16 protein-coding genes are annotated in these 19,578 nt (G+C 71.0%); 12 read left to right on the top strand and 4 right to left on the bottom strand.

Annotated elements, in window-relative coordinates; all coding sequences use genetic code 11:
- Positions 1 to 8 precede the first annotated feature (8 nt).
- The 4 genes from ACQUQF_RS19645 to ACQUQF_RS19630 all read left to right on the top strand — a co-directional run bounded on the left by ACQUQF_RS19645 (position 9) and on the right by ACQUQF_RS19630 (position 4,046).
- Positions 9 to 1,148, top strand: a complete 1,140-nt coding sequence (locus tag ACQUQF_RS19645) for an ABC transporter permease (RefSeq protein ID WP_435180836.1) — start codon at positions 9 to 11, stop codon at positions 1,146 to 1,148.
- A 207-nt stretch (positions 1,149 to 1,355) separates the two neighbouring features.
- Positions 1,356 to 2,738, top strand: a complete 1,383-nt coding sequence (locus tag ACQUQF_RS19640; protein ID WP_435180835.1) for an aspartate aminotransferase family protein — start codon at positions 1,356 to 1,358, stop codon at positions 2,736 to 2,738.
- 28 nt (positions 2,739 to 2,766) lie between these two features.
- Complete coding sequence (locus ACQUQF_RS19635) at positions 2,767 to 3,156, top strand: Rid family detoxifying hydrolase (protein ID WP_435180834.1); 390 nt, start codon at positions 2,767 to 2,769, stop codon at positions 3,154 to 3,156.
- A gap of 128 nt (positions 3,157 to 3,284) precedes the next feature.
- Positions 3,285 to 4,046 carry an SDR family NAD(P)-dependent oxidoreductase gene (locus ACQUQF_RS19630; RefSeq protein WP_435180833.1) on the top strand — a complete coding sequence of 254 codons (762 nt, stop codon included), beginning with the start codon at positions 3,285 to 3,287 and terminating at the stop codon, positions 4,044 to 4,046.
- A gap of 100 nt (positions 4,047 to 4,146) precedes the next feature.
- On the opposite strand, the gene ACQUQF_RS19625 is transcribed toward ACQUQF_RS19630, so the two are convergent.
- Entirely contained in the window at positions 4,147 to 4,800 is a 654-nt protein-coding gene (locus tag ACQUQF_RS19625) for a hypothetical protein (RefSeq protein WP_435180832.1), read from the bottom strand.
- A 555-nt stretch (positions 4,801 to 5,355) separates the two neighbouring features.
- Between ACQUQF_RS19625 and ACQUQF_RS19620 the strand changes: the two genes are divergently transcribed.
- Positions 5,356 to 6,984: a BCCT family transporter gene (locus tag ACQUQF_RS19620; protein WP_435180831.1), complete on the top strand. Its 1,629-nt coding sequence runs from the start codon at positions 5,356 to 5,358 to the stop codon at positions 6,982 to 6,984.
- Positions 6,985 to 7,122: 138 nt separating this feature from the next.
- On the top strand, positions 7,123 to 8,490 hold the full coding sequence (locus ACQUQF_RS19615; RefSeq protein ID WP_435180830.1) for an aminotransferase class III-fold pyridoxal phosphate-dependent enzyme: 1,368 nt from the start codon (positions 7,123 to 7,125) through the stop codon (positions 8,488 to 8,490).
- A gap of 55 nt (positions 8,491 to 8,545) precedes the next feature.
- Here the strand turns inward: ACQUQF_RS19615 and ilvA are convergent, their stop codons facing one another.
- Positions 8,546 to 9,802 (bottom strand): threonine ammonia-lyase, encoded by a 1,257-nt coding sequence (gene ilvA, locus ACQUQF_RS19610; protein WP_435180829.1) that lies wholly within the window; start codon positions 9,800 to 9,802, stop codon positions 8,546 to 8,548.
- Positions 9,803 to 9,809: 7 nt separating this feature from the next.
- Positions 9,810 to 11,135 carry an amidohydrolase gene (locus ACQUQF_RS19605; protein WP_435180828.1) on the bottom strand — a complete coding sequence of 442 codons (1,326 nt, stop codon included), beginning with the start codon at positions 11,133 to 11,135 and terminating at the stop codon, positions 9,810 to 9,812.
- Positions 11,136 to 11,312: 177 nt separating this feature from the next.
- Between ACQUQF_RS19605 and ACQUQF_RS19600 the strand changes: the two genes are divergently transcribed.
- Positions 11,313 to 12,284: a D-2-hydroxyacid dehydrogenase gene (locus ACQUQF_RS19600; RefSeq protein ID WP_435180827.1), complete on the top strand. Its 972-nt coding sequence runs from the start codon at positions 11,313 to 11,315 to the stop codon at positions 12,282 to 12,284.
- A 47-nt stretch (positions 12,285 to 12,331) separates the two neighbouring features.
- On the opposite strand, the gene ACQUQF_RS19595 is transcribed toward ACQUQF_RS19600, so the two are convergent.
- Entirely contained in the window at positions 12,332 to 13,510 is a 1,179-nt protein-coding gene (locus ACQUQF_RS19595; RefSeq protein WP_435180826.1) for a M24 family metallopeptidase, read from the bottom strand.
- 242 nt (positions 13,511 to 13,752) lie between these two features.
- On the opposite strand from ACQUQF_RS19595, the gene ACQUQF_RS19590 reads away from it, so the two are divergent.
- From ACQUQF_RS19590 to ACQUQF_RS19570, 5 genes are all read left to right on the top strand, one after another.
- Positions 13,753 to 14,451 carry a class I SAM-dependent methyltransferase gene (locus ACQUQF_RS19590; protein WP_435180825.1) on the top strand — a complete coding sequence of 233 codons (699 nt, stop codon included), beginning with the start codon at positions 13,753 to 13,755 and terminating at the stop codon, positions 14,449 to 14,451.
- Between the two features lie 132 nt (positions 14,452 to 14,583).
- Positions 14,584 to 15,816, top strand: coding sequence for an MBL fold metallo-hydrolase (locus ACQUQF_RS19585; RefSeq protein ID WP_435180824.1), 1,233 nt, complete (start codon positions 14,584 to 14,586; stop codon positions 15,814 to 15,816).
- Positions 15,817 to 15,957: 141 nt separating this feature from the next.
- Complete coding sequence (locus ACQUQF_RS19580; RefSeq protein WP_435180823.1) at positions 15,958 to 16,869, top strand: ATP-binding cassette domain-containing protein; 912 nt, start codon at positions 15,958 to 15,960, stop codon at positions 16,867 to 16,869.
- Positions 16,866 to 17,846, top strand: a complete 981-nt coding sequence (locus tag ACQUQF_RS19575) for an ABC transporter permease subunit (protein ID WP_435180822.1) — start codon at positions 16,866 to 16,868, stop codon at positions 17,844 to 17,846. Before ACQUQF_RS19580 ends, ACQUQF_RS19575 begins: the two co-directional genes overlap by 4 nt.
- A gap of 472 nt (positions 17,847 to 18,318) precedes the next feature.
- Positions 18,319 to 19,515 carry a GNAT family N-acetyltransferase gene (locus ACQUQF_RS19570; RefSeq protein ID WP_435180821.1) on the top strand — a complete coding sequence of 399 codons (1,197 nt, stop codon included), beginning with the start codon at positions 18,319 to 18,321 and terminating at the stop codon, positions 19,513 to 19,515.
- Positions 19,516 to 19,578: the final 63 nt, after the last annotated feature.

Here is a 19,578-nt window from a genome sequence, read left to right as displayed (position 1 = left end):
ACGCACGCATGATGGACTGGCTGTTCGAGCGGTTCCCGCTGGCGATGCTGGCCCGCCGGAACCTCTCGCGGGCCAGGACCCGGTCGGCGCTCGCGATGCTGGGCGTCGTCATCGGCGTGGTCGCCATCTCGTCGCTGGGCGTGTTCGGCGTCGCCTTCAAGCTCTCGTTCCTCCAGGGCGCGTCGTTCGGCAAGACCGTGCTCGTCGTGCCCGGCGAGGACGCCGGCGGGCTGCTCTCGCCGAACCAGGTCTCGAAGGTGAAGGCCAACGTCGAGGGCGACGACGCCGTGTACGGGCTGAAACAGCGCGAGGAGGAGTTCGAGCACCTCCGGACGTCCGGTACCGTCTCGGTCTACGGGATGGAAGAGCCCACGCGGTTCGTCTCGGCGGCGCGGGGGTCGATACCCGACCCCTGGCGCGAGCAGGTGGTGGTCGGCCACGACACCGCCGAGGACTACGACGTCGGCCCCGGCGACAGCATCCGGCTCGGCAACCGGTCCTACCGGGTCGCGGCGGTGCTGGCGGACCAGCCCCGCGCCGGGGCGCTCCGCAGCCTCGACACCGGGATCCTCGTGCCCATCAGCACGTTCGACGGCGAGGGGTACACCCAGGTCCACGTCCGGACCGACTCGCCCAACGAGGCCAACGAGACCGCGATGCTGCTGCGCGAGCGCCTGGGCTTCGGCCGCGAGGAGCGGTATCGCATCATCGACTTCAGGGAGACCATCCGGCAGTTCAACCGGCAGATGTCGACCATCAACCTGTTCCTGCTGGGCGTGGGCGGCATCTCGCTGCTGGTGGCGGGCATCTCCATCCTGAACGTCCAGCTGATGAGCGTCATCGAGCGCCGCGAGGAGATCGGCGTGCTCCGGGCGGTCGGCTACGGCCGGTTCGACATCCTCCGGCTGATGCTCGGGGAGTCGACCCTGCTCGGGGTGGTCGGCGCCGTCATCGGCGCGGGCCTGAGCGTCGGGCTCGGCCTGCTCATCAACCAGCAACTGCTGGGCGACCCGTTCGCGTTCACCGCCGCCGGCATCCGGTACATCGGGATCGGGTTCGCCTTCGGCGTCGGCGCGGCGGTGCTCAGCGGCATCTACCCCGCGTGGAAGGCCGCCAACGAGCGCCCGGTCGAGGCGCTCCGGGACTGAGTCGGCCGCCGCGGCGGGACCGAGCGTCCGGCCGGGCGCCCGTTCCCGGCCGTTCGACGAGGAGGCGGGCGCAACGAGGAGGCGAGCGTGGACTCCGCCCGCGCTCGCCGGACCGGACGACCGACCCGACACTGAATCAGTTTCTGTGTACGCCATGCGTGGAAACCGTGGATAAACTATTTACGACTATTTCCCATGCGTTCTCGTATGACGGCCGGACCACCCATCGACGAACTCCACTACGACGACGCACCGAGCGTGGACGCGGTGCCGGGACCGAACTCGACGCGGCTGCTGGAGAAGCAGCGGGAGATCGACAGCAGCGCGGTCGCCTACCCCGAGGACATCCCCGTCGCCTTCGAGGAGGGCAAGGGCGCGACCGTGCGGGACGTCGACGGCAACACCTTCATCGACATGTTCGCGGGCATCGGCGTGCTGAACGTGGGCCACACCAACCCCTACGTGCTGGAGGCGGTCCACGAGCAGGCCGACAAGCTGGTCCACACCGTCGACTTCCCGACGGAGGCCCGCCTGGAGCTCATCGAGAAGCTCGACGAGATCGCGCCCGGGGCGCTCGCCGGGAACAACAAGGTCGTCTTCGGCGGCCCGACCGGGAGCGACGCCATCGAGGCGGCGATCAAGCTCGCGAAGTACAACTCCGGCGGCGACGGCCTCATCGCGTTCCGGGGCGCGTACCACGGCGCGACCAGCGGCGCGATGAGCCTCACCGGCAACAAGGGGTTCAAGGACAGCTACACGCCGCTGCTCGGCGACGTGGTCCACGCGCCGTACCCCGACCCGTTCGAGCAAGGGAAGGACCCCCGGGCCGCGGTCGACCGCGCGCTCGAGGAGGTCCAGGCCATCCTGGAGGACCCCTACGGCGGGCTGGCCAACCCCGCGGGCATCTTCGTCGAGCCCATCCAGGGCGAGGGCGGGGTCGTCGTGCCGCCGGAGGGGTTCCTGCGGGGGCTACGCGATCTGGCCGACGACAACGACGTGACGCTGGTCTTCGACGAGATCCAGAGCGGGCTGGGTCGCACCGGCCAGTGGTGGGCCAGCGAGTGGTACGACGTGACCCCCGACGCGATGACCTCGGCCAAGGCGCTGGGCGGGGTCGGCTTCCCGCTGTCGGCGACGATGTACCGCGAGGAGCTCGACACCTGGGGGTCGGGCGACCACGCCGGCACCTACCGCGGCCACGTCGTCGCGATGCGGGCCGGCACCCGCGCCATCGAGTACGTCCAGGAGCGCGACCTGCTGGCCCACGGCCGGGGAGTCGGCGAGTACATCCAGGACCGCCTCCGGGAGGTCGCCGCCGACACCGGCCGCATCGGCGAGGTCCGCGGTAAGGGGCTGTTCGTCGGCGCGCCGTTCGTCGACGCCGACGGGAACCCCGACGACGAGGCCGCAGACGCGGTCCAGCGGGGGTGCTACGAGCGCGGGGTCCTCGTCTGGAAGGCCGGCCGCCACGGCAACGTGCTCCGGCTGCTCCCGCCGCTCGTCATCACCGAGGAGCTGGCCGAGACGGCGATGGACGTGATCACGGACGTGATCCGCGACGTCGTCGCCGAACCGAAGCAGCGCGCCTGACACCGACACCCGGACTCCACAGCCACAGATGAGCCACACCGAGCGGATCGTCACCGACGAGGCACCGCGCAGCGACAACCCCTACTCGCAGGGCGTCCGGGCCGGCGACACCCTCCACGTCTCGGGGTACGGCCCGGTCGACCCCGGGACGGGCGAGGAGGTCGAGGGCGACGTGCGGGAACAGACCGAACGGGTGCTGGAGAACGTCGCCGCGGTCGTCGACGCGGCCGGCGGCGACGGCCTCGACGACGTGGTCAAGGTGACCGTCTACCTCACCGACCTCGACGACTACGACCGGGTCAACGAGGCCTACGGCGCGATGTTCCCCGGCGACCCGCCCGCGAGGGTCTGCGTCGAGGTGTCGCGGCTCCCCGGCGACGTGGCGGTCGAGATGGACGCCGTGGCGTACCTGGGCTGACCGACCCGGTCGCTCACTCGTTTTCCGTTCCGGCGTACGAGATGGGGCTCGCGTCGGCGGGGGTGTGAGGGCCTCGGGCGGGCCCCGGCGGGTCCCAGAGTTATGGGACGGGGGTCCGTAGGCGAGGTATGCGACTCGACGGCAAGACGGTGCTCGTCACGGGCGCCGCCTCCGGCATCGGCGAGGCGACCGCGAAACGCTGCGGCGAGTACGGCGCGCGGGTGATCGCGACGGACGTCGACGCGCCCGGCGCCGAGGACGTCGCGGAGACCATCCGCGAAGCGGACGGCGACGCGGAGGCCCACGAACTCGACGTGACCGAGCCCGACCAGGTCGCGAGCGTCATCGAGGCCGCCCACGAGGAGTACGGGCTGGACGGGCTGTTCAACAACGCCGGCGTGGGCCACCCGGGCGAGTTCATCGAGGACGTCGACGAGGGCGTCCGGGACTTCGTGATGGACGTCAACGTCAACGGCGTGTGGAACTGCTGTCACGCCGCGCTCCCGCTGCTGAAGGAGCAGGGTCACGGCTCCATCGTCAACATGTCCTCGATCGCGGGCAAGCTCGGGCTGCCCCGCCAGTCGGTGTACTCGCTGACGAAGGGCGCGGTGCTGAACTTCACCCGCGCGGCCGCCCAGGAGGCCGGGCCCCGCGGCGTCCGGGTGAACGCGGTCTGTCCCGGGTTCGTGGACACGCCGCTGACCGACCGGTACTTCGCGGGCCGGGACGACCCCGAGCGAGCCCGCGAGCGGATGGAAGAGCAGTACCCGCTCAAGCGGCTGGGCGAGCCCGAGGAGGTCGCGGACTGCGTCGCCTTCCTGCTGTCCGACCACGCGTCGTGGGTGACCGGCCACGGGCTGGTCGTCGACGGCGGCTACGAGAGCGGGTAGGCGGGCCAGCCCGTCGCGTCCGGCGGCTGGCGGAGCCGGAAGCGTCGGGCGGACGGTCTGCCGCCCGGTCGTTCCGTGGTCGCGCTCGGCTATCGGAGGGTCAGTCGTTGAGCTCCTCGACGCGCTGGTCGCGCTGCTCGGCCGCGGCGTACACCTCCTCGATGTACTCGGACATCTGCTCCTTCATGTCCGAGCGCAGCGAGGTGGCCGAGAAGTCGTCGGACTCCGAGAGCAGCCGGGCGAACGCCCGCAGCTCCTCGTCGGTGATCTCCTCGAAGTCGCCGAACTCCAGCTTGTCGATGACCTCGTCGACGTCGATCTGGCCCACCGGGTCGACGTTGAAGTCGACGGTCACCATCCGGTAGTCCGACCCCGCAAGCTCCTGCTCGGCCTTGTTGACGCCCTGGGCGAGCATGTGCTTGAACGGGGTGTAGTAGCCCATCGTCCCGAGGTGGAGGAACGCCAGCATGTCGGTGATGCCCCGGGTGTAGGCGTCGCGGGCGTCGGCGTCGGGGTCGAACACCGTCTCGCGGTCGCGGTCCTCGAGGTGCTCGAACAGGATGGTGAAGTCCAGGATGGCGTTGCGGACGCGCCGGCGGATGCGGTTGCGCTTCTGCTTCTTGGAGTGCTCGGTGTAGTCGGTCTTCCGACCGAGCAGGAACTCCCGGTCGCTGGGCGTGAGGATGCCCCGGCCGCGGTCGGCCGAGTAGGCCAGGCTCTCCTCGGCGTCGGGCTCGTCGGAGTGCTCTCCCATACACGGAATTCGTATACGTTTCGGATTAAGGATTACGGTAGACCGTCGATCGCCAGCGTAGCGGAGTCGGCCTCCGCAGCAGAGAGGCGGAAGCGCCGACGACGCGGCGAATCCCTCGGGTCACGGCCACCGCTCGTTCACAGTTAGCGTTTACAGTTGTTCGGACGTCGCACCGGGACGGGGTCGGCGAGCCGGTTCGACCGGCCGGTCGCTCGCCCGGCCGCCGGACTCGTTCCCTCCGTCACCGTTACCGAATTACCGTTTCAGTTGTCAACAGATAGCGTATTCAGTTCGAGATTGTAAACGTATTCTGTATCCGTCGACCCCAGTAATCGTAACGTTTATCACGATAATTAACGACAGCCGTGGTGTACGGCACCGCGCAACAGGGCACGAGTGTGACCATTCCATGAAACGCAGTAACCACGGCCAGAATCCGCGTGCGGGGACTCGATTACGAACGACGGAGCGTCCCGACGGTCCGTCCGCGCGGCGTTCCGACGACGGCGCCGCGAGGCGACAGGAGGGTGACCTGCGGCGGCGAGGTGGTGGCGCGTGAGCCAGTCCGACGACCTCGGCGCCGTGGACCGGTTCCGCGAGGAGCTCGACCCCGTCGTCTTCCTGTTCGGCGCGGGGCTGACGGTCGGCATCATCGCGCTGTACTTCATCAGCCCGGGACTGGTCCAGGAGGGCATCAGCGTCGGCAACTCGGTGATGAACCAGTACCTCAACTGGGCGCTGCTGGTCATCGTCTTCCTTGTCGTCGTCTTCCTGCTGTACCTCATCGTCGGCCCGTGGGGCAGCTTGAAGCTGGGCGACGAGTCGCCGGAGTACAGCTTCCTGTCGTTCTTCGCGATGCTGTACTCGGCCGGGTTCGCGGCCGGCGTCGTCTTCTGGGGGCCGACCGAGGCGCTGTACTACTACGACAACCCGTCGCCGCTGTTCGACGTCTCGGCCCGGTCGGCCGAGGCGATGACCATCGCGGTCCAGCAGACGCTGTTCCACTGGGCGCTCCCCCAGCTCGCGGTGTTCACCATCATGGGGATCGCCATCGGCTACTTCGCGTACAACTACGACGACGTCCCGCTCCGGGTCTCCTCGGCGCTCGCGCCGATCCTGGGCCGGGACAACCTCGACGGCGTCGCCGCGAAGGTCGTCGACGTCGTTGCCGTCTTCGCGACCATCGGCGGCGTGGCGACCTCGCTGGGATTCATCGGGAGCCAGTTCATCACCGGCCTCGACTACCAGTGGGGCATCAACCTCGGGGACACCGGCATCATCCTCGTCGTGACGGCGATGACCCTGCTGTTCACGGTGTCGATGGTGCTGGGCGTCAACCGGGGCATCCGCCGGCTCTCGAACTTCAACATGATCATGTTCGTCGCCCTCATGCTGGTGACGTTCGTGGTCGGCCCGTCGGTGTTCCTGATGCTGCTGGGGACCCAGGCGGTCGGCGGGATGATCACCGACTTCGTCTCGATGAGCCTGTTCACCGGCGCGGGCAACCCGTCCGCCACCGAGTGGATGAACAGCTGGACGGTGTTCTACTGGGCGTGGGCGCTGTCGTGGTCGCCGTTCGCGGGGCTGTTCATCGCCCGCATCTCGAAGGGCCGGACCGTCCGGGAGGTCGCGTTCACCGGCATCGTCGCGACCTCGGCGGCCACCATCCCGTGGTTCACCGTCGTCGGCGGGTCGGCGGTCTGGGCCCAGCACAACGGCGTCGCCGAGATCCTCGGCCCGGTCGGCGAGCACGGGGCGTCGGTCGCCGGCTTCGCGCTGTTCGACGCGTTCCCGTTCGGGTCGGTGCTGATGATCGCGTTCATGCTCCTGGTGACCACGTTCTTCATCACGTCGGCCGACTCCTCGACGCTCGCGGTGTCGATGATGACCACCGGCGGGAAGGCCCGGCCCTCGACCATCAACCGGGTGTTCTGGGGCGTGGTGCTCGGGATGACCGCCGCGATCCTGATGACGCTCGGCGGGGTCAGCGCGCTCCAGTCGGCCGCCATCATCACGGGCGCGCCGTTCGCGTTCGTCTGCCTGTTCGCGATGCTCGGGCTCATCCGGGAGTTCAGTTCGGACTACGGGCGGGTGCTGTTGCAGGACGAGACGACGCTGGTCGGGTCGACCGACCCCGACGAGACGGCGGCCTCGCCCAAGCAACCGGCGACCGACGACGACTGAGGCGGGAGGTCGCGACGAGACGCCGGCAGGACGCCCCGGCCGAGCCCCGGCGAGATTCGTCGTCCGCGCGGCCGACCTCGGCGGTCGACCGCCCGCCCCATAACAAGTTTTAATTGACGGTGCATACATTTTCTGTGTATGGATAGGGACACCGCGGAGCCCGACGCCGACGCGCTTCCCGGCCCCAACGCCGAGCAGTGGCTTGCGTTCCACCGCGAGCACGCCGCGCCGAGCGAGCACTCCCACGACTTCGTCTGGGACCTCTCGGCCGAGGCCGACGGCCCGTTCGTCACCGACGTCGACGGGAACGTCCTGCTGGACTTCACCTGCCACATCGGGGCCGCGCCGCTCGGCTACGACAACGAGAAGGTGCTGGGGAAGCTCCGGGAGTTCGACCTGCGCGAGCCGATGAAGATCGCGGGCCAGGACGTCTACTACGGGGCCGGCCCGGACCCCGAGTCGAGCGAGTTCCCCGGGTCGAGCCACCTGATGGAGAAGCTGACCGAGGTGTCGAGCCGCTACGGGATGGACACGGTGTTCCTCTCGAACTCCGGGGCCGAGGCGGTCGAGAACGCCATGAAGGTGACCTACGACCGGAACCCGACCGCCAAGTACGGGTTCGCGTTCGACGGGAGCTTCCACGGCCGGACGCTGGGCGCGCTCTCGGTCACGCGGTCGAACGAGGTGTACACCCGCCACTACCCGGAGGTCGCCGGCGTCCGGACCGTGCCGTTCTGCGACGACCGCGACCACGACCCCGCCGACGGGCCCTGCGACTGCGGGTTCTTCACGGGCCGGGGCTCGCAGCTCCGCGACGCGCTCCAGCCCGAGGGCGGCCACCTCAACCCCGACGAGATCGGCTTCCTGGTGCTGGAGCCGATCCAGGGCGTGGGCGGCTACCGCTTCCCGAACGAGGCGTTCGCGGCCGAGGTCGGCGCGGTCTGCGAGGAGTACGACATCCCGCTGGTCGTCGACGAGATCCAGTCGGGCGTGGGCCGGACCGGCGAGATGTGGGCCAGCGACCACTACGACTTCGAGCCCGACGTCATCGCCAGCGCGAAGGCGCTCCGGGTCGGCGCGACCGTCTCGCGGTCGGACGTCTTCCCCTCGGAGGCCAACCGGCTGGGCTCGACGTTCGGCGGCGGCGACCTCCTCGGGTCGATGATGGGCGCCTTCACGCTGGAGGCCATCGAGGAGCACGACCTGCTGGCCAACGCCACCGAGCGCGGCCGGCAGGCGAAGGAACTGCTCCGGGACGCCGCGGCCGACGCCGTGGTCGACGTCCGGGGCAAGGGGCTGATGCTGGCCGTGGAGTTCGACACCGGCGAGCGCCGCGACGCGGTGGTCGAGCAGGCGCTGAAGCGCGGGCTGCTCACCCTGGGCTGCGGCGCGAAGACGATCCGGCTGCTCCCGCCGCTCGACGTCACCGAGCGCGAGATCGAACTCGGCGTCGGCATCTTCAACGAGGCGGTCGAGGCGGCCGGGAAGCCGGCGTCGGTCGCGTAGTCACCCACCGCTCCGTTCTGTCGCGCCGGACGACGCTACTCCGACAAGTCGTCGCTCACAGGTCGTCGTCCGCGACCGCCACGCCGTCACGGCTATCGAGCGCGGTCAGCACCTCGCGGAGGTGGTCCGGCCCGGTTCCCGTCACCTCGACGGTGACGGGGGTGCGGTTCGGGTCGTCGGCCGCGGTCGGTCGCGCCCGCTCCAGTCCGGCCAGGTCGGCGCCCCGGTCCGCGACGGTCGCCGCGACCGCGTCGAGGCCGGCCGGCCAGTCGGCGACCGCGAGCCTGGCCTCGACGCGCCGACCCAGCGCCGAGAGGCCGGTCCGGACCAGGTCGGCGTGGTCGGCGAGGTCGACGTTCCCGCCCGAGACGACGAGGGCGACGTGTTCGTCCGTCACGTCGAGGTCGTCCGAGAGGATCGCGGCGAGCGGGACCGCGCCGGCCGCCTCGGCCACCGTCTTGGCGCGCTCGGCGAGCAGCGCGACCGCCGCGCTCGCCTCGCGGTCGCTGACCGAGACGACATCGTCCACGCGCTCGCGGGCGACGCCGAACGTCTTCGGGAGCATCCGGGTGTCGGCGATGCCCTCCGCGACGGTGTCGACGCCCGGGAGATCGCGGATCTCGCCGGCGTCGAGCGACGGCTTCGCGTGGGCCGCGCCCTCGGGCTGGACGCCGACGACGCGGACGTCCGGGTCGCGGTCCTTCAGGACCGTCGCGATGCCCGCGACGAGCCCACCGCCGCCGACGGCGACGACCGCGGTGTCCACCTCGGGGTACTGCTCGACCAGTTCGAGGCCGACGGTGCCCTGGCCGGCGATGACGTCGGCGTCGTCGAACGGGTGGACGAAGGTCGGCCCCGCCTCGTCGGCGAGCTCGAGCGCGCGCCGGTACGAGTCCTCGTAGATGTCGCCCTCGACCAGGACCTCGGCGCCGTACCCGCGGGTCGCCTCGATCTTGGCGGCGGGCGTCACCTCGGGCACCACGACGGTCGTCTCGACGTCCAGGAGCCGTCCGGCGAGCGCGACGCCCTGGGCGTGGTTGCCGGCGCTCGCGGTGACGACGCCCCGGTCGCGCTCGGCGGGAGACAGCTTGGCCATCCTGTTGTACGCGCCGCGGAGCTTGAACGACCCCGTGCGCTGGACGTTCTCCAGCTTGAGCCCGACGGAGGCGGCCCCGCTCCGCTCGGCGAACGTGGTCGAGCGGTCGAGCGGCGTCCGGTGGACGACGTCGGCCAGTCGCTCCCGGGCGGCCGCGACGTCCGCGACCGTGACCACCTCGTCGGCGCTCGGAATCTCGGCAGTTCCGGAGGTCATGGTCCGGTCAGTCGCGAGTCCGCGCCGGTCCGTCGGCGGCGACCGCGAGTATCGAGTCGGTCAGCACCGCGACCCCGTGGTCGAGGCTGCGCTCGTCGACGTCGAACCGCGGCGTGTGGTGGCTGGTCGGGTGGTCGGTCCCGACGATGAGATAGGAGGCCAGGCCGCCCTCCTCCTGGACGCGCTCCATCAGGAAGGTGGCGTCCTCGCTCGCGCCGAAGTCCGCGGTGGGGACCACCGTCTCGACGCCCTCGACCCGCTCCGCGACGGCGGCGACCACGTCGACGAGTTCGGGATCGCTGTCGGCGCGGGGCGACTCGCTGACGACGTCGAACTCCAGGTCGCAGCCGTGCATCTCGGCCGACTGCTCGAACACCCGCCGGAGCCGGCCCTTGGCGTACTCCATCAGCGCGGTGGTCTCCCCGCGGGCCTCCGCGGCCACGTCGGCCCGCTCGGCGATGACGTTGCTCGACGTGCCGGCCTCGGCCTTCCCGACGTTGACCCGGGTCATCCCGTCCTCGTGGCGCGCAATTCCGTAGGCGTTCTGGATGGCGGTCCCGAGCGCCTGCATCGCGTTGTCGCCGTCTTGCGGGGCCTTGCCGGCGTGGGCCGAGGTGCCCCGGATGGTGGCGTCGACGTGGCACATCGCCAGCGGGCGCTCGATGCCCGCGACCACCTCGCCGGTCGGGTGGTCGAGGCCGACGTGGACCGCGAACAGGTAGTCGAGGTCGTCGGCGAACCGGCTCTCGGCCATGGGGTGGCCGCCGCCGGACACCTCCTCGGCGGGCTGGAAGAAGACGACCAGCCGGCCCGCGAAGTCGCTGTCCTTGACCGCCTCGATGGTCGCCAGCCCCCACGTCATGTGGGCGTCGTGGCCGCAGGCGTGCATCGTCTCGCCGGTCTCCGAACGGAACCCCTCGGCCGCCGGGACGTGGTCGTCGCCGGTCGCCTCCTCGACGAACAGGCCGTCGATGTCCACGCGGAGGCCGATCGCGGGGGCAGTAGCGGGGTCGTCGGCGTCGCCCCCACCGTCACTGCGGTCGATGACGGCCACGACCCCGGTGTTCCCGCCGGCCATCTTCTCGAGCAGGTCGGGGTCGGCGCCCCGGTCGCGGGCGCGGTCGAGCCACTCGTCGAGCTCGTCGTCCTCGGGGACCGCCATCCGATCGTCGGGGTCGTACGCCTCGGGGCCGACCGCCAGCTCGTCCACTCCGATTCGTTCGAGCTCCTCGACGAGTCGGTGAGTCGTGTGGAACTCGCGCCACGCGGGCTCGGGGTAGCGGTGGAACTCGCGTCGGGTCTCGGCAAGTCGGTCGCGCACCGGTCGTGCCATGCGTGGCCCTGACACGCGCCAGCCACTTAGTTGTAAACGCTTTCCGTTAATAGCGACTACGAAAAGGATTAAGTCGGGCGGCGGCGACGAGTCGGACGACTCCGCGTCTCCGGGCCGAGGGCGTCCGCCGACCGCGCGGCGGACGGTCCGGCGGCACCGGGACGCGGGACCAACACCATGAGCGACCGACCAGACGTCGTCGTCCGCCGCGAGGGGACGGAAGGGCTGTCGATGGCATCGTACGCCGAGGAGCTGCGCGACCGGCTGCCGGACCGCCGGGTCGCGCACGCCCGGACCCCGGCCGAGGAGCGCGACCTCGTCGCCGACGCCCGGGTCGTCACCGGCATCACGGTCGAGGAGGAGCTGCTCGACGAGGCCGAGCGCCTGGAGCTGTTCGCGTGCACGTTCGCCGGCACCGACCACGTGCCGATGGACGCCCTCGCCGAGCGCGGCGTGGCCGTGACCAACGCCGGGGGCATCCACGCGCCCGGCATCGCCGAGCAGGCCATCGGGAACGTGCTGGCGTTCGCCCGGCGGCTCCACGAGGGGTGGCGCCGCAAGCGGAACCGCGAGTGGCGCCACTTCCAGTCGGGCGAGCTGACCGGCAGCACCGTCACGGTGGTCGGACTCGGCTCCATCGGGCAGGCCGTGGTCCAGCGCCTCCGGGGGTTCGAGGTCGAGACCATCGGGGTGCGCTACACCCCCGAGAAGGGCGGGCCGACCGACGAGGTGGTCGGCTTCGACGAGGACGCCATCCACGAGGCGTTCGCCCGGAGCCAGTACGTCATCGTCGCCTGCCCGCTGACCGACGCGACCCGCGGGCTGGTCGGCGAGGAGGAGTTCAAGACGCTGCCGCCCGAGGCCGTGGTGGTCAACACCGCCCGCGGCCCCATCGTGGACACCGACGCGCTGGTGGCGGCCCTGCGCTCGAACAAGATCCGGGGCGCGGCGCTCGACGTGACCGACCCCGAGCCCCTGCCCGAGGACCACCCGCTCTGGAACCTCGAGAACTGCCTCATCACGCCCCACACCGGCGGCCACACGCCGAAGCACTGGGAGCGGCTGGCCGACATCGTCGCCGAGAACGTCCGGCGGCTAGAATCGGGCGAGGAGCTGGAGAACCAGGTGCTCGCGCCGGGAGAGGACTGAAGAAGTCGAGGGTTCGGGCGGCCCCGACGGTCTCTACCTAGTGTTTCCTACGCCGTGAACAGTTCGCGCGGGAACTCCGCCAGGGTCTCGGCGCCCGAGGAGGTGACCTTGAACGTCTCGCTCAGCTCGACGCCGAAGTCGTCGAACCACAGCCCCGGGATCATGTGGAAGGTCATGTTCTCCTCGAGCACCGTCTCGTCGCCGGGCCGGAGGCTGGCGGTGTGCTCGCCCCAGTCCGGCGGGTAGCCCAGCCCCATCGAGTAGCCGATGCGGTCCTCCTTCTCGACGTCGTACTTCGCGATGGTCTCGCGCCACGCCCGCTCGACCTCTTCGGCCGTGACGCCCGGTTCGGCCGCGTCGAGCGCGGCCTCCAGCCCCTCGACCACGATGTCGGCGGTCTCCTGGATCTCACCGGGCGGGTCGCCCACGAAGGTGGTGCGGGCCAGCGGCGAGTGGTAGCGGTGCCGACAGCCCGACAGCTCGATGATGACCGGGTCGCCGTCCTCGAACGGGCGGTCGGTCCACGTGAGGTGGGGCGTCCCGGTGTGGTCGCCCGAGGGCATCAGCGGGACGATGGAGGGGTAGTCGCCGCCGTACTCGTCGGTCCCGTCGATGAGCGCCGAGTAGATGGCCTCGGCGGCCTCGTACTCGGGGACGCCCTCGCCGATGGCGTCGAGGCCCGCCCGCATCGCGTTCTCGGAGATGCGGGCGGCCTGCTCCATGTACTCCAGTTCCCGGTCGGACTTCTTCACCCGGACCCAGTTGACCAGCAGGGTGTGGTCCTCGAAGGTCGCCTCGGGGAGGTTCTCCCGGAGCCGGGTGTAGGACTTCGCGGTGAAGTAGTAGGCGTCCATCTCCAGCCCGATGCGGCCGTCGTCGACGCCCAGCTCCTCCAGCACGCCCGCGAGGTAGTCCATCGGGTGGAGGTCGTAGGGTGAGTGGACGTGGTCGTCGGAGTACGCCCGGATGCTGTCCTCGCCGAGGAACGTCGTGGCCCGGGCCCCGTTGGCGTCCATCTGGCGACCCACCCACACCGGCTCGTCGCGGTCGGGCGTGACGACCACGGCCTGGTGGACGTAGAACGACCAGCCGTCGTAGCCGGTGAGGTAGTTCATGTTCGCCGGGTCGGCGACCACGAGCGCGTCGAGCTCCTCCTCGCGCAGCCGCTCTTTCGTCCGGTCGATCCGCCGCTGGTACTCGCTGTCGTCGAAGATTTCCTGTGGCATGGCACCGACGCTCACGAGGAGTTCGACGGGGTGCCGGTTAACTTTTTTGTGTACCTTGGAAACGAATTGTGTGTACGTCCCCGGCCGGCGAGGCACCGAGCGGGCGCGACGGAATGCAGAGCACCGACGACGGCGCGATGTAGTCGACGGAAATTGGTCCGTCGACTCCTACGAACAACGATTAGCACACGATAGCTGCCGTTATGGTGGAGCAGACCAGTTAGTAGGTCGAGAGGTGAACGATGAACTCGACGCGACGACCCGACCGGACCGACGGATCGGACGACGACCTCGACGGACCGCCCGGTTCGGACCCCGCGGGCGACAGACCGATGTCGCTCGCGGAGATCCGCGACTCGTATGCCGAGTACGCCGACTGGATGGAGCGGTTCGACTGGTTCGACCGACTGCTCACCGGCCGCGCTCGCCGCCGGCAGTTCGGCGACGCCGCGGGCCGGGTGCTCGACGTCGCCTGCGGCACCGGGACGAACTTCCGGTACCTGCCGAGGACGGTCGAACTGGTCGGGGTCGACATCAGTCCCGAGATGCTGGCGAAGGCCGAGGCCCGGCTCGACCGCCTCGGGCGCGACGGGACGCTCCGGCGGATGGACGCCCAGCACTTGGCGTTCGACGACGACAGCTTCGACACCGTCGTCTCGGCGCTCTCGACCTGCACGTTCCCGGACCCGGTCGCCGCGCTCCGGGAGATGGAGCGGGTCTGCCGGCCCGACGGCCGGATACTGCTGGTCGAGCACGGCCGGAGCTCGGTCGGGCCCATCGCGCGCTTCCAGGACTGGCGGGCCGACGCCCACTACCGGCAGGCCGGCTGCCGGTGGAACCAGGAGCCGCTGGCGGTCGCCGAGCGCGCCGGACTGACGATCACCGAGGCCCGGACCGGGCCGCTCGGGATACTCACCGCGATCGAGGCCGACCCGTCGTGAGGGGCGGGAGCTTCGACAGTCGTCCGCCGACGCGGTCGAGGCCGCGCTGGCGGACAGCGGCCCAAGCGGGTGAGTAGCGCCCGCCGCGCGAAAGCGACGGACCCAAACCGCCGGGACGGCTACCGGAGTCCAATGGAACTCCGGTTTCTGGGCGGCGTCCGCGAGGTCGGGCGGAGCGCCATCCTCGTCAACGACCGCCTGCTGCTGGACTACGGGATGCTGACCGGCAACCCCCCGAAGTTCCCGGTCGATTCGCCCGACCCCGAGGCGGTGGTCGTCAGCCACGGCCACCTCGACCACGTCGGGGCGATTCCGTCGCTGCTGTCGGGCGACCGCCGGCCGCCCGTCCACTGGACGCCGCCGACCCGCGAACTCGCGCTCACCCTGGCCCGCGACACGCTCAAGCTCCACGGCGGGACCTACGACTGCCCGTTCACCGAGACCGAGGTCCGGCGGGTCACGCAGGTCTCGGAGACCCACGGCTACCGCGAGACGTTCGAGGCCGCGGGCCACGAGGTGACGTTCTACAACGCGGGCCACATCCCCGGCAGCGCCCACGTGCTGGTCGACGACGGCGAGACGCGGCTGCTCTACACCGCCGACTTCCACACGGATGATCAACGCCTCGTGGAGGGGTCGACCGCGCGGCCGGACGCCGACGTGGTGATCTGCGAGAGCACCTACTCGGACGTCGAGCACGAGCCTCGCGAGGACATCGAGCGGGCGTTCGCCGAGAGCGTCAGGACCACCCTCTGGGAGGGCGGGACGGTCGTCGTCCCGGCGTTCGCCATCGGCCGGACCCAGGAGATGCTGCTGGTCTGCGAGGCCCACGACGTCGACTGCTACGTCGACGGGATGGGAAAGGAGGTGACCCGGATGCTCCGGCGCCACCCCGAGTTCGTCCGGGACGCCGACGCGCTGAAGCGCGCGACGTCGAACGCTCGGTTCGTCACCGGGCGGGACGGCCAGCGGAGGCGCATCGCCGAGAAGAACACGGTGATCGTGACGACCAGCGGGATGCTCTCGGGCGGCCCGGCGATGACCTACGTGCCCGCCGTCCGGTCGAACCCGACCAACAAGGTCGCGCTCACGGGCTATCAGGTCGAGGGGACGCCGGGCCGCGAACTCCTCGACTCCGGCCGGGCGGAGCTCGACGGCCGAGTGATGCCAGTCAGCGCCCAAGTCGAGTGGTACGATTTCTCGGCTCACGCCGACCGCGAGGGACTCTTGGCGTTCATCGGGGAGTACGAGGACGACCAGATCCTCGTGAACCACGGCGACCGGTGCGCGGACTTCGCCGGAGAGCTCCGGGAGAAGGGGTACGAGGCGAGCGCCCCGGAGCACGACGAGACGGTCGTCGTGTAGGCACCGTGGCAGGGACGGACACGGAACGGACAGCATCCTGATTCGCCCGTCGAACCCTCACCGGAGATTCACGGAAGTAGTCACGATTCCTGGGTGACAAGACTTATCTCCCGAGCGTCTGGGGTTCGACGTACGGTCCCCATGTCAGTCATCGAATTAGACGGCCTCACAAAGCGCTTCGGCGACGTGACCGCCGTCGACGACCTCTCGTTCGCGGTCGAGGAGGGCGAGGTGTTCGGCTTCCTCGGCCCGAACGGCGCGGGCAAGTCGACGACCATCAACGCCATGCTCGACTTCACGAAACCCACCGGCGGGACGGTCCGGGTGTTCGGCCGCGACTCGCGGCGCGACTCGGTCGCGATCCGGCGGCGCTCGGGGCTCCTGCTGGAAGGGTACGGCGCGTACCCCCGGCTCACCGGCCGCGAGCACGTCGAGCACGCCATCGAGACCAAGGACGCCGACGACGACCCCGACGCGCTCCTCCACCGCGTCGGCCTCGAAGACGCGGCCGGCCGGCGGGCCGGCGGCTACTCGAAGGGGATGCGCCAGCGGATGGCGCTGGCGGTCGCGCTGGTCGGCGAGCCAGACCTGCTCGTGCTCGACGAACCCTCCACGGGGCTCGACCCCAACGGCGCCCGCACGCTCCGGGAGGTCGTCCTCGCGGAGGCCGAGCGCGGCGCCACCGTCTTCTTCTCGAGCCACATCCTCGAACAGGTCGACGCCGTGGCCGACCGCATCGCCATCCTGCTCGACGGGTCGCTCACGGCGGTCGGCGGGGTCGAGGAGCTCCGCCGCGAGCTGGGCGCCGGAACGACGCTGTCGGTCTGGGTGTCGCGCGTCCCCGACGCGCTGCTCGCGGACCTCCGGGCGCTCGACGGCGTCCGGGAGGTCGAGCCGCGGCACGGCCGCATCGAGGTGGCGTGCGACGGCGACGGCGCGACGAAGCTCCGCGCGCTCAACGCGGTGGCTGACGCGGGCGTCTTCGAGGACTTCGCGGTCGAGGAGGCGTCGCTGTCGGACGTCTTCTCGGAGTACACGGAGGGTCGGGCGTGAGCTACCGCGACGTCTGCCGGCGCGACCTCACGAGCGTCTACCGGTCGCGGACCGGGACGGCGGTGACCGCCATCGTCGCGCTCTCGACGGTGGTCGCGGTGGGGCTGTTCGCGCTGGCGGCCGACGTGGCCGCGCTGGCCGGCGTGGGCGCGCTGCTGACCGTCGCCGCGTTACTCGCGCTGGTCTTGCTCGGCAGCCCCAAGCAGATCGCCGGCGTGCTGGTCGGGTTCACGGCGCTGGCCGTGGCGCTGACGCTCGCGCTCTCCGAGCCCGCCCGCGGGGTCCGGCCGTCGATGTCGTTCGCGGTCGTCACCATCGGGAGCGCGCTCTCGTTCCTGCTCCCGCTGGTCGCGCTGGTCGGGAGCTACGCCGCGCTGGTCGGCGAGCGCGAGACCGGCAGCGTCCGGTTCCTGCTGGGCCTGCCCAACTCCCGGGACGACGCGTTCCTGGGCAAGTACCTCTCGCGGGCCGCGGTCGTGGTCGTCCCGCTGGTGGTCTGCCTGGCGCTGACGGGCGTCGTCGTCGCGCTCACCTTCGACGGCGGCTCGTTCCTCGGGATCGTCGGGCTCGCGGCCGTCTCGGTGCCCTACGCGCTGCTGTTCGTCGGCATCGGGCTGACCGCCTCGGCGTACGCCGACAACTCCAACCGGGCGGTGGCGGCGGTCATCGCGGCGTTCGCGGTGCTGCGCGCGGGGTGGCCGGCGTTCCAGTTCGTGCTGATGCAGGGCGTCGAGGACCCGTTCCCCCGGCCTGAGTGGTACTTCTGGATCGGCCGGCTCAACCCGATCAACGCCTACGTGAAGCTCACGACGCTGTTCGCGAACGTCGAGGGCAGCCACCCGCTCATCACGACCCCGTACGAGCCGCTGGCGTCCGCGGCGGTCGGCCACCCGTTCGCCGCGGTCGTGCTGCTGGGCTGGACGGCGCTCGCGCCGGTCGCCGGCGTGCTGTACTTCCGGGACCGGGACCTGCTCTGACGCGAGTCAGACCCTCCTCTCCGACTCGGAAGAGCGGACGTGTGAACCGAAAAGGGTCGTCCGGGTCGCGGTAGGCCGCGCGTATCCGATTGCGCAACTGTTCTCCCGTCAGTTCCGTCCCGAGGGCCCGGCATCCCGGCCAAACTGGTGGTGCCCGGAGTCCTCCCGACAGCCGTCGAAATCAGTACAGGGCATCGCGCTCGCGACGGAACCGCCCTTAGGTGGCAGCTAAGCGAGGCCGCAGCCTCCGGCTAATTCAGCGACGGCGTCTGGATCGGCGGGAGGGTCGCCGGCCCCACGGGCCGCCGGGTCGGTTAGGCGCCGAGTAGTCTTGGGGGACGAGCCCCGAGGGAGGACCCATGCTGGCTGCGCGCCACGAGGGCCGGGCGGAGCGTCCGCCGGCCCGGGGAAGGTCGGGGGACGGATTCGGGATGGAGATCGAGTCGCGGGCGGGACCGCCGGAGGTGGTCGCGTGAGTCGAGCGACCGCGGACGACCCCGACGCGGGCCCGGAGTACGAGGTGCGCCCCTACGAACCGGGCGACCGCGAGGCGTTCTGCGCGCTGTTCGAGCGCGTGCTCGGCGGCCGGGCCAGCGAGGCGTGGTTCGACTGGAAGTACCGGTCGAACCCGTACGTCGACCGGGTCCCGATACTCGTGGCCGAGACCGGCGGCGAGGTGGTCGGGGCCCGGGCGTTCCTCCCGCTCGCGCTCCGGGTCGAGGGCGAGGAGTACCTCGCCTTCCAGCCGTGCGACACCGTGGTCGCGCCCGACCACCGGCGCCGGGGGCTGTTCACCCGGATGACCGAGACCGCGCTCGACCGCTACGCCGACGCGGTCGACTGCTACTTCAACTTCCCGAACCGGTACTCGCTGCCCGGCAACCGGAAGCTCGGGTGGGCGGTCGTCGGCGAGCGGTCGACCCACTACCGGGTCCAGAACCCGGCGGCGTGGCTGTCCGACGCCGTCCCGGCCGCGGTTCCGGACCGGCTCGGCGACGCGGCGGCGACCGCCGGCCGCCGCGCGGCGGAGTCGTACTTCGCGGCCCGGAAGCGCCTCGCGTCGTCGCCATCGCCGCTGTCGGCGGCCCTGGGGACCGCGGGGGCCGCGGAGGCCGAGGCCGAATCGGGCGAGGAGATCGCCGTCCGGTGGCACGGCCGCGTCCCGCCCGAACTGCTCGCGTCGCTGGCCGACGCCGGGACGCCGCGCCGGATCCACGTCGCCCGCGACGAGCGGTTCTACCGCTGGCGGTTCGACAACCCGACCTGGACGTACGAGACGGTCGTGGCGTCGGCCGACGGCCCGGCCGCCGCCCTGGTCGTCGGCTCGCGGACCCGGCCGGACGGGACGCGCGTCGTCCAGCTCGCCGACGTCGTGCCACCGGCGGGGAGCCCCGAGCGCGACCGCGCGCTGGCGGCGCTGCTGCCCGCGGTGCTCGACGAGCACGCCGACGCCGACGTGGTACTCGCCGCGGGCGACGGCCTGCCCGAGTCGCTGCTGGCGGCCCACGGCTTCCGCAGCGACCGCCGGCCGCCGCTGTCGTGGGTCGCCACGCCGACGGTGCAGGTCGCCCGACCGGCAGGCGACGGGGGCGACTGGACGCTGGCGGGGCGGTCGCTCGCCGACCCGGCGGACTGGCAGCTCGCGCTCTGCGCGCGCGACAGCCACTGAGGACGTGTCGGCTCGCAGCCGGCGCTCGTCCCGTCAGAACCCTCAATAGGCCCCGAGGCGTAG

It is taken from the genome of Halorussus sp. AFM4, from assembly GCF_051194995.1.
Classification (GTDB): Archaea; Halobacteriota; Halobacteria; order Halobacteriales; family Haladaptataceae; genus Halorussus.
The sequence above is the reverse complement of the archived record's forward strand: the minus strand, read 5'-3'. Positions and strand labels throughout refer to the sequence as shown.